Below are 14161 nucleotides of genomic sequence, written 5' to 3'. Positions count from 1 at the left end.
TTTAATGTGTTTTAAGCGTAGAACCTTTAGCTGACGGCTGTTTTTTCCGTGCTGCAAATACCGCATATAACCCTGGGATCAGTAACACCCCAAAGAGCGTCCCAATGAGCATTCCCCCAACTGCAGTCATACCAATCGAACGGTTACCTACGGCGCCGGCGCCGGAAGCTATACAGAGGGGAATCAATCCTGCGATAAAAGCAAAAGAAGTCATCAGTATCGGGCGCAATCTGGATACTGCGCCAAGCGCCGCGGCCCTGGCAACCGAAAAGCCGGCTCGACGTTTTTGTTCGGCAAATTCTATAATTAAGATTGCATTTTTCCCGAGCAGCCCGATCAGCATGACCAGCGCCACCTGTGCGTAAATGTTATTCTCCAAACCAGCCAGTTTCAGCGTAAAAAATGCGCCTGCGATTCCTGCCGGAAGTGAAAGCAGGACAGGTAGCGGTAACAGGAAGCTCTCATATTGCGCAGCTAAAATGAGGTAGACAAAGATCAGGCAAATGATAAATATGTAAATTGCTTGATTACCGGAAAGAATCTGCTCCCTTGTCATTCCCGACCATTCGATACTGAAACCTCTCGGGAGCTTTTCCTTTGCCGTTTTTTCAACGGTCGTGATGGCGTCGCTGCTACTAAAGCCTGCTGCCGCATCGCCGTTAATCATTGCCGATGGATACATATTATACCTATTGATCTGTTCCGGTCCGTAAACCCGCTCCATGGTAATAAAGGCTGAATAAGGAATCATTTCACCACGGTCGTTTTTGACATAGAGTTTTAACAGATCTGTAGGCTTGCCCCGGTATTGGGGATAGGCCTGAAGCATCACTTTGTACATCTGTCCAAACCGGATAAAGTTTGTCGCATAGTAACTTCCGACGAGGGTTTGTAAAGTGCCCATTGCATTCTCGATCGTCACCCCTTTTTGCGCAGCCATATCCTGATCCACGTGAATCATATATTGAGGAAAGTTAGGATCGAAACTGGTGAATGCACCTGAAATGGCGCTGCTTTTGCGAAGCTCGGCAAGGAAATCTTTGGTCACCTTTGCCGTTTTCCCCATATCCTCACTTTTGTTTTTATCCAGCAGCCTAAGCTCAAAACCACTGGCATTGCCAAAGCCGGGAACAGTTGGCGGGGAAAAAAATTCAATAGAAGCATCACTGATTCCGCGGGTACTGGCTTTAAGGCCTGCAATAAGTTCGTCAACGCTTTCTTCACGACCATCCCATGCGGCAAGATTAATCATCGCCATCCCATAAGAGGCTCCCGTGATATCACTCATCAGACTATAACCTGCAAGTGTGCTGATATTTTCGACGGATTGAAAACCACTTGTTACTTGTTGAACTTTATCCAGCACCTCCTCTGTACGCTCCACAGTTGAGCCCGGAGGAGTCGTAACATTTACATATATCATTCCCTGATCCTCCGTTGGAATAAATCCTGAAGGGAGAATACTCGACCCCAGCCAGCTCAGAGAAATAAACAACAAAAGTAGTCCAATCGTAATTGCCCTACGAGAGATAATCAATCTGACCAGGCGGCCAAACTTTTTCTCTGTTTTATCATATCCTTTGTTGAATAGACCAAAAAATCGACGAAGCACCCCCGTTTTGCCATGCGCACCATTATGCTTAAGCAACAGCGCGCAAAGCGCCGGTGTCAACGTTAAAGCATTGATGCCGGATATGACAATAGAAATGGCCAGGGTAAGTGAAAACTGTCTGTAAAAGACTCCGACAGGCCCTGAGAGAAAAGCAACAGGGATGAATACAGCCGACATCACCAGCGTAATGGCCACGATTGCGCCGCTGATTTCCCTCATCGCGGCAATGGTGGCTTCCATTGGCGGAAGGTGTTCTTCGCTCATTTTAACATGGACTGCCTCTACAACCACAATTGCATTATCTACCACGATACCGATGGCCAGTACCAGCGCAAAAAGGGTAAGGATATTGATGGAGAAACCCATGACTTGAAGGAAGGCCAGCGTGCTGATTAGGGCTACCGGAACCGCAAGTGCCGGGATAAGGGTACTCCTGAAATCCTGAAGAAAAATAAAAACGACGATGAATACAAGTATGAATGCTTCCAAAAGTGTCCTTAGAACCTCGTGAATACTGGCGTCCAGAAATCTGGAAACATCATAGGCATAATTATATTCCATTCCCGGTGGGAAACTGGTCACTTTAAGTTCAGCCATTTTAGATTTAATGTTATCGATGACCTCGCTTGCGTTCGAACCGGGCCGCTGCTTGATCATAATAGAGGCGGAAGGTTTGCCATCAGTTTTGGAAACCATATCATAACTGACTGTCCCAAATTCCAGATCAGCAACATCCTTTAGCTTTACCAGTGCACCGTCCCGCTCCGCCCGAAGCACCAGATTCTCATAATCCTCTTTATTGTTGAACTTACCCGTGTAGCGCAGCACATATTGCTTTACTTCATTGCCTTTTCCTGAATTCTCTCCAGCTACTCCAGGAGCGGCTTCAATATTCTGCTTACGCATCCTATCAATGACCTCTTCTGCAGAAATATTGTACGAGCGCATCCGGTCGGGTTTCAGCCATACCCTCATGGAGTAATCCCTGGCGCCCATAATTTCTACAAAACCCACACCATCTATCCTTTTGAGTTCCTGCAACACATTGATGTCCGCAAAATTATAAATGAACTCTTCGTTCATATCCTTATCGCTACTGGTGATGTTTAGATAAAGCAACATACTGTTTACCTCTTTCTCTGTAGTAACCCCAGCCTTGATGACCTCTTCAGGAAGTTCATCCAGTACAGTGGTCACCCGGTTCTGCACGTTCACAGCTGCCTGATCCGGATCAGTACCGACATTGAAAAATACCTGTACCAGAGTTACCCCATTGTTGCTGCTCACCGTATTCATATAGGTCATGCCCGGAACACCATTAATGGCACGTTCGAGGGGGGTGGCTACGGCCTTGGCACACACCTCGGCATTGGCACCGTTATAGTTAGCCGTTACCACCACAGAAGGCGGAACAATGTCCGGAAACTGCGTAATGGGAAGTTTAAATAAGGCCAGAATGCCCAGTAAAATTAATATAAGTGAAATAACCAGTGAAAGGACTGGTCTTCTAATGAAGGTTTCAACCATTTATTTTGGATTATACCAATCCCACCCCGCCGAAAATTTCCGCAGAAGAATTGGATAATGATACATTGAATTATTTTTTCGCCAGCAAAGATTTATCTGTGGTATAGACCGGTTTGATGACAGCACCATCGCGGATATTCTGTATACCCTCATAAACAATGGTTTCTCCCGCATCAAGCCCACTTGAAGAGACAAAAAATCCCGGCAAACGCAACTTGGGAACGAAACTTTTCATTTTAACCTTATTGCCTTTACCCACTACGAAAACGTAATTCTTGTCCTGGATCTCAAATACAGACTTTTGGGGAATGAGAATACTGCCGGCAAGTTTCGAGCTCAGCTCGACTTTCCCGGAAGCGCCGTGCTTTAGAATATTTTTCGGGTTGGCGAAAACTGCCCTGAAAGCAATCGAGCCCGTGTTTCCGGAAAATGAATTTTCATGGGTCTGTATCTTTCCCTTTATCGGGTAGGTTGAACCATCGGAAAGGATAAGTGCAACAGATTTATTCTGATCAAAACGTCCTTTTCCTGTACGGCTGAATTGCAGGTACTCATTCTCCGAGATGTCAAAATAGGCATACATGTCCCTGGTATCAGAGATGGTAGTCAGCAGGGCACCCTCATCAATCAGGCTTCCGGCTTTCAAAGGGATACGGTCTATTGTACCATCGAAAGGAGACCGGATGCGCGAATAGGAAAGCTTCTGATTGGCATCATCAATCATTGCCTTTGCTGTTTTGATCCGCGCTTCAGCCTCTGAAAGCCTCGCCTGTCCCAGCGATAGTTCAGAAGAAGAGATTACTTTCTTATCCACCAGCGTTGTGATCCTTTCCAGTTCAACCTGGGCTATACTCGCTGCAGAAAGCGCACTGGCCAGACTGGCCTTCGCCTTGTTGAGTGCGATCACATGTTCCCGGTCATTCAACTGAAAAAGGAGCTGACCTTTGTGCACATTTTCACCCTCATCCACCAGAACCTTTTCGATAAAGCCATGTATTCTGGATCTAATGTCCACATTCTTATAAGCCTGGATATCCGCTACATAATCGAAAGACAGTGAAGTATCCTGACGGGCTAACTTTAATACCGGTATCTCGGCAACCTCATTATCTTTTTTCTGGGCCGTCCCTCCTGTACATGCCTGCATTGCGGCAGCAAGGATCAAGATCGCCATCCATTTAATTTTCATTGATGTGTTTTCTTATTTCTTTTTGTAAAGCAGCGGCCATAACCAAAAGGTTAGCGCACAGCCGCTTATCTGATATTTAATTTTTAATCCCGCAAGCGCATATAATCCAAGAAATGAATTACAAAGGCAGGAAAAATTAGAAATAAGTCAGCCTGTATAGAAAAGCGTGTTGCCCGCTGTAGAAATGTGGGGTTTCGTAACCCGATGGATTTGAAGCCGGTAAATGGTAGCGAATCTCCACACGCTTTTGAAAGGGCTGAAGGTCACTTGTGGCATCATTAAGGTGTTGGAATTTTTTACGGAACTTTGGCTGTTTCTGATCAACCGCGTCCAGGGAAGCATGTTCGTGGTCCTCCCCTGAAATAGTGCTAATAATACTCGTAAAATCTGTAGAAATAGCGGAAATTCCTTTTACCAGATCCCCGGTTAAATGAGGCGGTCGTAAAAAAAAGGATGCGAGCACCAGCAACAGCAGTAACGGGAAAAATTCCGGAACAGCAGATCGGATTTTAAAAAATGAATCTTCTCTTGTTCTAATCATTGATGCACACTGATTTGATGCAAAACTACGAATCATGAGACAAAATCCCGATACATCATTGTAACAGATATGAAACGATCGTAAATTATTTTACTAAACGTTGATTCATATACTATTCAATAGTTGAATATAAATTTCGAGCCGGAGATTTAACACATTAATAAGCAACAGGTTAGCTTGATGCATTCATCCATCTAATTTCAGCACCCTAAAGCTTTAGCTTGTCCGTTAGTTGTTTATAGGCTTATCCGATGGGAATAATGGTCTGGTCAGCCAAGGGGTGTCTTCCGCTCACATACCGGCAAATAATTCAGATTCAAAAGGGTCAGGAGCGGTTGCTAAGTTTAATGTTGGTGCTTCACCAATAAATTTGGCCATGGATATTGGCCTCAGGAAGGAAAAAAACAGGTATAATTATTAAACAGGCTCAGAGGCATTTGAAACTGCTTTTTAAAATCAAAACACCTATTTTTTTTATCGAACAGATGTATATGGACTACCAATGACAAATAAGAGGACTTTCCTACTTGAGGATGATTGCGGGGTGAGGTGCAGATTTCGACTCGCTTAACCATGGTATTCGGAAGCACCCTAACTTGTCTAGAGAATAAATAACTTCTTTTTAAGACACCAATCACCATTCATTGGAGGCGTTAATCTACCGTGAAACAGACTAATTCTGAATACCGAAATAAGTTTATCGTTACTTGCTAAACCCAGAGTGTAACATGATTAGCTTAATTGAAAATTTACAAGTCATTACCTCATTATGGCGGTTAGCTAATAATATACTTGGAAGAAATCAGTAGCAATAATGTTCTATCTGATTTTGCCTCCTCATAATTTTCCCTGAGTAATCTGTTAATATGCTGATTATGGAGCCGAATTGCAGCCATCTGTAAAATTTGAAAAGATGCCATCTCAATGCTTTCAATATTCTGTAAATAAAAAATTATAGAAAGATCCTGAAGTTCCGGTTCCCCTTTTTGCTCCTGAACTGCTTCAAAGGCGTCTTCTATTAAACCGCTAAGTCCATTTATGCTACCTTTCGACGGATCACTATCTAAAAGGGTATATATCAGTTGCATCCGGGCAATCTGTTTTTCCACATTCCCAACCGTCTCAGCGATGGCATTCCGAAGATCTTTAAACCTGGCCTCATCAATGATTAGGGGTAGTTTATGAACCAAATGAACTTTCGCCGCATAAATACGATCTAGATGTTTTAGAAAGAAAAGCTTTAATCGTTCAGAACCCAGGTGTATTCGATCCCAGGCGTTAGGATGGTTCGTTTTTTCAGCCATAATATTTCAACGCCTAAGTTAAGTGTTTCTTTATCTTATTCATCAAATAATCGATATCAAAAGGTTTTGCAATGAAATCGTCCGCACCACAACATCTGGCAAGTACTTCTAAGTCGTTCTCACCAGACACTAATAACACCGGAACATTAAATTCGCCACCACTTTCCTTGATCTCCTTACATATATCGGTACCATTTTTTTCGGAACCAATAATATTAACGTCCAGCATAATTAGATCCGGATGCTCCGCAATGATTTTTTCAAGAGGAATCCCGGTATTAAAGGTAACGGCCTGGATTTCCTGCTGTTGAAGTATCGCTTGGAAAAGCCATAGGAGTTCCCTGTCATCGTCAATCACCAATACTTTTTTAGACATGTTATAAGCTTTAAATATTTGTTAGCTAAAGCAATGCGGTAATTTCAATTCCATAAGTTTTATGAAAGAGTTTTTTAAATCTGCTAGTTGATACAAAACCAACCATTTTTCCTAAAACGGCGGGGTCATGCTCATTCCCACTCAATATGACTTCCCAAACCATGTGCATGCGTACCATGGTAATTAATTTTTTTGGTGTCATAAGGACAATCCTATTGATATATCTATAAACCTGACGTTCACTCATTGCCATTTCAGCACTAAGAAACTTAAGGCTTAGGTTTGATTTGGCCGCATTTTCCCGAATTAAGAACTCGAATTTCTCCATCCACTTCTGGTCCAGGTTAGGCAATGTTTCTGTAATGCCCAGCCACATAAATTTGGACGATTCACCACTTCTTACAGGATTGATAAAAGCGATTTCCTTTGTAAATCTTATCCGTTGCTCATCTCCTAATCTGTTCAGTATCGCCACAACGTGAGCTTGCTCCTCTTCTTTTTTCTTATCGGTAATATTTCTTGCTATAGCAAAAAACACTTGATCCCTTTCAATAAAGACGGAGCTCCAGGACAACCAGACTATTGTTGCATTTTTCGTAAGTAACCTATTCTCATATTCCGCGAAATCTCCTGCACGAACTTGGCCCAACCTTAAATGCTGAGTAATCTCTCTGTCTTCAGGGTGAATCAATTCATCTATGGGTGCACTAAACAACTCGTCCTCTGTATACCCTAAGAGACTTATAACGGCAGGGTTAATCTTCCTGAGAAAACCATCCTCACCTACTACAAAAAGAAGGTTTGGATATTGTTCAAAATAATATTCGAGGTCACTATGGCTGTTAACGTATTTATCTCTCATTTTACATCTATCTGCATGATAAATAGGTATGACCCCCTCATACCACATGCATCTGCAACACATAGTTATAGCTATTGTTTCACAAATCCATGAGATATAAAATTTTGTCAGTTTTTGTTTCGATATGGCAGTTTTATCTTTCATCAACACCTAACTCGTTAGAAAACACAGCGACTTTGACTGAAGAACTCTTGCAAAGTTAGGATAGCTATCATCAATTATTTTAAAACCTATCATTCATACACAAAAAGTCCGTTAGAGGGAACCGGTGTATTTCATTTTTGGGAGATAACTAAGCTCAACGGCTGGTTGATAGCCTTCCAGGGAATCTTTAAAGATAAAACTGGCGACAACTTTAATAATACAAATTTTATTTTTGTAAAGAATGGTACCCGTATGGGAAATAGTCGTGATCCCAATCTTTTAACAATAAAAGATCATTTTAAAATGATGTATCCAGAATGAACAAATTAACTTAAAGCTGCCTACGAGAATTACTAGACTTTTGAAATAACTCAATTCTGGACGGCCTGGTATTCCTGCAATGATCGTCATTGGATTTTGTGATTAGAGTGCCTATACACAAAGATCCTTCACCCGTTGTTGAGGGAATGATAGAAAGCAAATAGCTTTTTAAATAATTGGTTTTAAAGTTCAAAAAACCCACTCGATTTTTAATTCATTGTCAACTTTTTCACTGTACCTTCTTTCCAGATCTTGATCCGTAACCAACGATAAATAACCATTGAGGACTAAAGCCGTCAGTTATTACAACTCTTTCGCGAGCTGATCGGAGAATATGGATTCACTCAAGGTGAGATTCCGTAGTGGATTAATCAGTTTCCTAATTGGCGCCCGAATCTGTAATATAAGTAATGATGTAATTAAGGTGGCCAGCTTACTCAAGTACGAACTAATGCTAACTTTCAGCTGACTTAATCACTCCATCGATTGCTCGAGCTGGCTATCCGATGAATCTATATTTTTTGAAGAATAAATCATGCAATAACTCCGAAAGATGTGGAAGTCGAAACGCCGGTTGATCGTTGTTAAAACTTTTTGTGCTTTCCGTGGTTATTGTACATTGTATTCGGCGATACATTTTTAACTCAATCAGAAGATTTTAAACTCTCCAAACTGCGTGATTAATTTTAATAAAGGAAAATTTGACCTCTCGGGAACATCCATCAGTGAAAACTTTCAGCTACTTACCAAAGCGTTGGATGCTTCCATTTCGGGAATCATCATTACAGATAATACACAGCCCGATAATCCAATCGTCTATTGCAATACCGCATTCGAAAAAATTACCGGCTACACCCGTAAGGAAATCATTGGACACAACTGCCGTTTCCTGCAGGCTAACGACAGGTCTCAGAAAGAACGGGAGATGCTTAAAAACTGTGTCATCGAAGGAAAAGAGTGTACGGTTGAAATCCGGAACTACCGGAAAAACGGTGATTTGTTCTACAATGAGCTATATATGTCGCCGGTCAGGGATGACCAGGGAAATATTACCCATTTTATCGGTGTACAGAATGATGTGACAACCAGGAAAAATGCAGAGCTTGATCTGCGGCAGCAGAAAGCGATGATGGAACGCAAAATAGAGGAGCGGACCGCTGATTTGCGGGACAGTGAATCATTTCTGACCAGCATCATTGAAACGGTAAGGGAAGGCTTGCTGGTACTAGATCCGAATTTCAAAGTAATCAGCGCAAATTATCATTTTTTCAGGACATTTAAGGTAAGTCCTGAGGAAACCATTGGCAGGGAACTTTATCATCTGGGTAATAATCAATGGGATATACCCAAACTGCGTGAGCTTTTGGTTAAGATCCTGCCCACTAATAATCCGGTGGTTGACTTTGAAGTGGAGCACGACTTTCCTCACATCGGGCGCAAACTGATGCTGCTAAATGCCTACAGGATTGAGCTCGAAGGGCAGTATAAAGATCAGATATTACTGGCAATCGAGGACATTACCGATCGCAAGGAAATCGAAAGGCGAAAAGATGATTTTCTTTCCATCGCCAGTCATGAACTTAAAACCCCGCTGACGACCATCAAGGGTTTTATCCAGGTACTTCAGAAAAACGTACCCGAACATACGGGTTCAAAATATAAGTCAGTGCTGGATAAAGTAGCAGTGTATGTAGACCGTCTGAATAACCTGATTTCTGAACTACTTGATGTTTCCAGGATCCAGAGCGGAAACATCGAATTGCATAAGGCACCTTTTAGTCTGGACAGAGTCGTTAATGAAGCGATAGAAGGTATCCGTACCAATGCGCCAGGCCACCGGATTTCCCTATTTGGGATAACCAATGCGGAAGTTTTGGGGGATGAATCCCATATCATTCAGGTGATCAACAACCTGTTGTCCAATGCGATCAAATATGCCCCAGACTCAAAAGATATTGAAGTGCACATTTCCAATGTCAGTGAATATGTTAAGGTATCCGTAACCGATCACGGGCTAGGAATTACTGCAGAAGATACCAAAAAGGTCTTTGAACGTTTTTACCGAGGGAATGAGGTACAGAAAAATTATCCGGGGATGGGTATCGGACTATATATCTGCGATCAGATCATCCAGAACCATGAGGGTACACTATGGGTGGAGAGTGAAATCGGAAAGGGGTCGGTGTTCAGTTTTACATTGCCAAAAAACGGAAAGAATGCAGATGGCTAAAAAAATATTGATATGCGATGATGATCCGGGTATACTGGATTTGATGGAGATAATTTTGGAAGAGACGGGCCATAAGATCATTTCTGAACAGAACAGTTTGAAGGTATCTACCTTAATTGAAAAGGAAATCCCTGATCTGGTGATTCTTGATTTATGGATGCCGTTGGTATCGGGTGATCAGCTGCTTGAAAAAATCAGGAAAAACCCGCACACCCGGGCAATCCCAGTGATCGTTATGTCCGCAAGCAGGGATGGCGAACAGATTGCCAAAAAGGCAGGCGCTTCGGCATATATCCCGAAGCCTTTTGATATCAATGACTTAATGAGCATGATTGAGCAAGAACTAAACTAAGAAAAACGGGGGTTTAAGAAATTTTTCAGGAAAGTGCTCATTGCCTGTTTTCTAGCAAGTAATTCCACTTTGGGCTGTTGTTAAATTCATTTATCTGATCCACCGGTAGCTAGGATCGATAATCATCGATTTAACCTAAGATTTTAGCCACCACCTCATTCTATCGAATACTTTTTTTTTGCATTAACATCTTAATGATTTTTTTACACCATTTATCGTAGGGCCAGCCTGATTTATTTATGCCGGATGTGATGCTCCCAGACAAGATATTTTTATCAATATCCGCACTGATTTTCATAACTTCTTAAGATCCGTCCAGAAAGAAAAACGTGCGCAATAGACACAGTGGACATCGTTGCAGCATGCCGGCATATCGGATCAAAACCCTTATTGCCAGAGGCATTAAACATCAGGCAGCGGTCCCGAGCTGCTATTCGCCGGATTTCCAGGTCAGGAAACTGTTCCGTAGGGTACTTTTTACTCATATTTAAGATTCGGGAAAGAAATTTTCAAATCGATCTGCATTCTTTACTGTTTAAGGGAGTATAGCAGGTAGTGTAAAGAAGAATCTTGACCCTTTATCAGTTTCGCTTTCCACAGCAATCCCCCCCTTGTGCCGGGCCACGATCTCTGCGCAAAGGTACAGTCCGATACCAAATCCACGGAAATTATGATGGGCCGAATCAGTTCGGTAGAATCTTTTGAAGATATGCGCCTGATCCCGGCCCGCAATGCCAATACCCCCGTCTTTTACTGATATGAGCACTTTTCCATCAGCTTGTTCGGTATAAACAAGAACCTCCGGAGAATCAGGGGAATACTTGATGGCATTTACCAGCAGGTTGGTCAACACCTGGCCAATTTTCTCCCGGTCAGCTAAAATCTTGATTTCCACTCCTGGTGAAAAACTGATGCGGTGTTTGGCAGCCGTGGACTGAACATCTTCAACGGTTTCCACAATCAGGGTATTGATATCGAACTCAATAAGCTTAAGCTGTAGCATGCCCTCATCTAGCTTACTCACATCCATCAGATCCTCAACGAGCCTCGACATTTTAACAACCTGATATTGGGCGCGTTCTGCTGCATGAACCATAGCCAAATCCTGTGATTTTCTTGCTTTCAATTTCAGTACTTGTGCATACCCGGAAAGGGCTGTTAGCGGAGTCTTAAGCTCATGGGTCGCAACCGAAACGAAATCCCGCATGCGCTGTTCGTTCTGGTTCCTCACCCTGTTGATCTTAATTTGGGTGCGGACTTTTGAAACCAGCTCCTGACCGGAGAAAGGCTTGACCAGATAGTCATCCGCTCCTGCCTCCAGCCCATCAATCCTGGCCTCTTCACCAGCCCTTGCAGAAAGAAATATGAGCGGAATCCAGTGTTTTTCTTCCCCTTCTCTGATTTTGGCTAGCAGTTGCTTTCCGTCCATCACCGGCATCATGATATCGCTCAGGATAAGATCAGGCCTGCCATCAGCGAGCTGGTCTAATGCATCGGCACCATTGGTAGCGGTAGCTATGTCAAATTCGCTTTCAAGTAGTCTTTTAAGGTAAGCACGCAGATCAGAATTGTCATCAACAATGAGTACCTTTGCTCTGGTCCCGCCCGGGTCAATGTTGAGGTGCATATCCGAAGAAGCTGTGAAATCTGTTTTCGGTGCGGCATGCCACTCGACCCCTGCACCCAATAAGCCTGATGCTTCCTGAAGAAAGGATTCCCTGATGCCACTTGGGGCAGACTGGTAATTATCTTCTTGTATCAGCTCGGCTGTCAGATGGTCCCAACCCAGGGGTATCCGTAAGGTGAAAGTAGAACCTACAGACAACTCACTTTCCACTACAATCCTCCCGCCATGCAAGCCGACCAGTTCATTGACAAGTGAAAGTCCAATACCAGAACCCTCATGAGTCCTGCCTGCAGAATTCTCTACACGGTGGAAGCGCTCAAACATTTTAGGAAGTTCTTGCCGCGGGATTCCGACTCCAGTATCTTTAACAATGAGCGTTAGTTCACGCTCGTTATGGCTAAGTAAAACTGATATTTTCCCCTGCAGGGTATATTTAAATGCGTTGGATAGCAAATTTAAAACAATCTTTTCCCACATCTGCACATCCAGGTAAGCGTTGATTTCGTTGCTGTCGGAAGAAACCTCAAGCTGCATGCCTGCCTTTTCAATGATCGAGCGAAAGCTGCTGGCCAAATCCATTGTTAGTTCTGCGGCATTTACCCGCTGATAGGAGGCCTGGACACGGCCTGCCTCCACGCGGCTGAAATCGAGAAGGTTATTGACCAGCTTGAGCAGCCTCATCGCGTTCCGATGGGTCGCGTGAACCGTTTCACTCACAAGGGTATCCTGTAATTGCGGATGGGATTTGAGCTCTTCCAGCGGACCGAGCATCAGCGTGAGCGGCGTCCTGAACTCATGGCTAACGTTACTGAAAAAAGCAGTCTTGCTCCTATCAATTTCCGCAAGCGCCTCGGCGCGTTTCTGCTCCTGTTCATAAGCATAGACATTGGAGACAGCGGTGCTGAAGGTGTTGGCCAGCAACGCATAAAACCCCATGTATTCCTCATCCATTGCCCGCCTGGAACTTACTCCTGCAACGATATACCCGAAAGGCGATTCTTTGCCAGAAAGAAAGACCGGAAGTATGACCGCGGAGTGAGGCGTTTCCGGATATGGTGCACAGGCAAATTCCCCAAAACGCTGTTGTAAATCACTCACAACAATCTCGGATGCACCCGCAGCCGAGAAAGGCCAGCTATCTTCCAAGGCGGATGCTAAATCTATATATTCAGGCCCGATCTGATTTGCATGCTCAATGCCGGATGCACTGATCAGCCTGGCTGTCCTCCCCTCCTCTTCCAAAGCATAAAACAGGAGGAAGGGCAGATCAGCAATATAGTCTGCATGACGCTGGGCAGTAAATTTTCCAATGTCACCTATAGTATTGGCCTTTGCAAGTATTGCTGCTATATCCCTTAAAACCAGCGTCCGTCTCGCGCTGAGCATCTTGTCCGTGGTCTCTGTAATGGGATGGAAAATGCCACCCACCTCTCCGGATTCATCTCTGATCGGCGCAAAGGAAAAGGTCATAAATGCCTCTTCCAGATAACCATAGCGAAAAAGAAACATCTGCTGATCCTTGATATAAGTACCTTCTCCCTGCTGGCCGCGAGTGAATTTGTCACCCACCACTTCCAGTGCCGACTCCCAGCATACCCTAAAATTCATCCCCATGGACTGAGGATGCATCGCCCCGCATATTGGTCGGTAAGCATCATTATAAATCTGTATCGTTTCAGGTCCCCAGGCGATGAGTATGGGAAAAGTGGAAGATAAACATAAGCTGACAGAGGTGCGCAGACTCTGGGGCCAGCTTTCAACCGGCCCCAGCGGATTGCCTGACCAGTCCATAGAACGTATAAGTTCGCCCATTTCACCACCACCGGATAAGAACTGAGCGTTTAAGGCATTATTGTTGTCCATTATTTTAAAGATGGATTTAAAAGTTTAAAGATACAATATTCCAATCTATATACCTCCTTCAATCCGTGATGAAGATATAGTATCATTATTTAGCATCGACACGCATTCGATGTACATAAAACATCAAAAAGATTGCGTTAGTCTGGACAAGAAGTCGCGGCATTTACTTAACTTATTTTTTAACGGCAAAAACAATACATATTAAGACACACA

9 protein-coding genes are annotated in these 14161 nt (G+C 43.5%); 2 read left to right on the top strand and 7 right to left on the bottom strand.

The window, feature by feature from the left end; all coding sequences use genetic code 11:
- Position 1: 1 nt before the first annotated feature.
- The 6 genes from R2Q70_RS20245 to R2Q70_RS20220 all read right to left on the bottom strand — a co-directional run bounded on the left by R2Q70_RS20245 (position 2) and on the right by R2Q70_RS20220 (position 7411).
- A complete protein-coding gene (locus tag R2Q70_RS20245; protein WP_316809368.1) occupies positions 2-3139 on the bottom strand; it encodes an efflux RND transporter permease subunit in 3138 nt (1045 codons plus the stop codon).
- A 70-nt stretch (positions 3140-3209) separates the two neighbouring features.
- Positions 3210-4328: an efflux RND transporter periplasmic adaptor subunit gene (locus R2Q70_RS20240; protein WP_316809367.1), complete on the bottom strand. Its 1119-nt coding sequence runs from the start codon at positions 4326-4328 to the stop codon at positions 3210-3212.
- Between the two features lie 136 nt (positions 4329-4464).
- Positions 4465-4869 (bottom strand): hypothetical protein, encoded by a 405-nt coding sequence (locus R2Q70_RS20235; protein WP_316809366.1) that lies wholly within the window; start codon positions 4867-4869, stop codon positions 4465-4467.
- A 776-nt stretch (positions 4870-5645) separates the two neighbouring features.
- Complete coding sequence (locus tag R2Q70_RS20230) at positions 5646-6173, bottom strand: DUF892 family protein (protein WP_316809365.1); 528 nt, start codon at positions 6171-6173, stop codon at positions 5646-5648.
- Positions 6174-6186: 13 nt separating this feature from the next.
- On the bottom strand, positions 6187-6549 hold the full coding sequence (locus tag R2Q70_RS20225; RefSeq protein ID WP_316809364.1) for a PleD family two-component system response regulator: 363 nt from the start codon (positions 6547-6549) through the stop codon (positions 6187-6189).
- 25 nt (positions 6550-6574) lie between these two features.
- Positions 6575-7411, bottom strand: a complete 837-nt coding sequence (locus R2Q70_RS20220; RefSeq protein WP_316809363.1) for a PAS domain S-box protein — start codon at positions 7409-7411, stop codon at positions 6575-6577.
- 1141 nt (positions 7412-8552) lie between these two features.
- Here R2Q70_RS20220 and R2Q70_RS20215 point away from each other — a divergent pair.
- Positions 8553-10106: a PAS domain S-box protein gene (locus tag R2Q70_RS20215; RefSeq protein ID WP_316809362.1), complete on the top strand. Its 1554-nt coding sequence runs from the start codon at positions 8553-8555 to the stop codon at positions 10104-10106.
- Positions 10099-10458, top strand: a complete 360-nt coding sequence (locus tag R2Q70_RS20210) for a response regulator (RefSeq protein ID WP_316809361.1) — start codon at positions 10099-10101, stop codon at positions 10456-10458. The genes R2Q70_RS20215 and R2Q70_RS20210 overlap by 8 nt, the downstream gene beginning before the upstream one ends.
- A gap of 535 nt (positions 10459-10993) precedes the next feature.
- Here R2Q70_RS20210 and R2Q70_RS20205 read toward each other — a convergent pair.
- A complete protein-coding gene (locus R2Q70_RS20205; protein ID WP_316809360.1) occupies positions 10994-13948 on the bottom strand; it encodes an ATP-binding protein in 2955 nt (984 codons plus the stop codon).
- Positions 13949-14161: the final 213 nt, after the last annotated feature.

Source organism: Pedobacter agri (assembly GCF_032678665.1).
Classification (GTDB): Bacteria; Bacteroidota; Bacteroidia; order Sphingobacteriales; family Sphingobacteriaceae; genus Pedobacter; species Pedobacter agri_A.
Note: the sequence above shows the minus strand (reverse complement) of the source record. Positions and strands in the feature narration are given on the sequence as shown.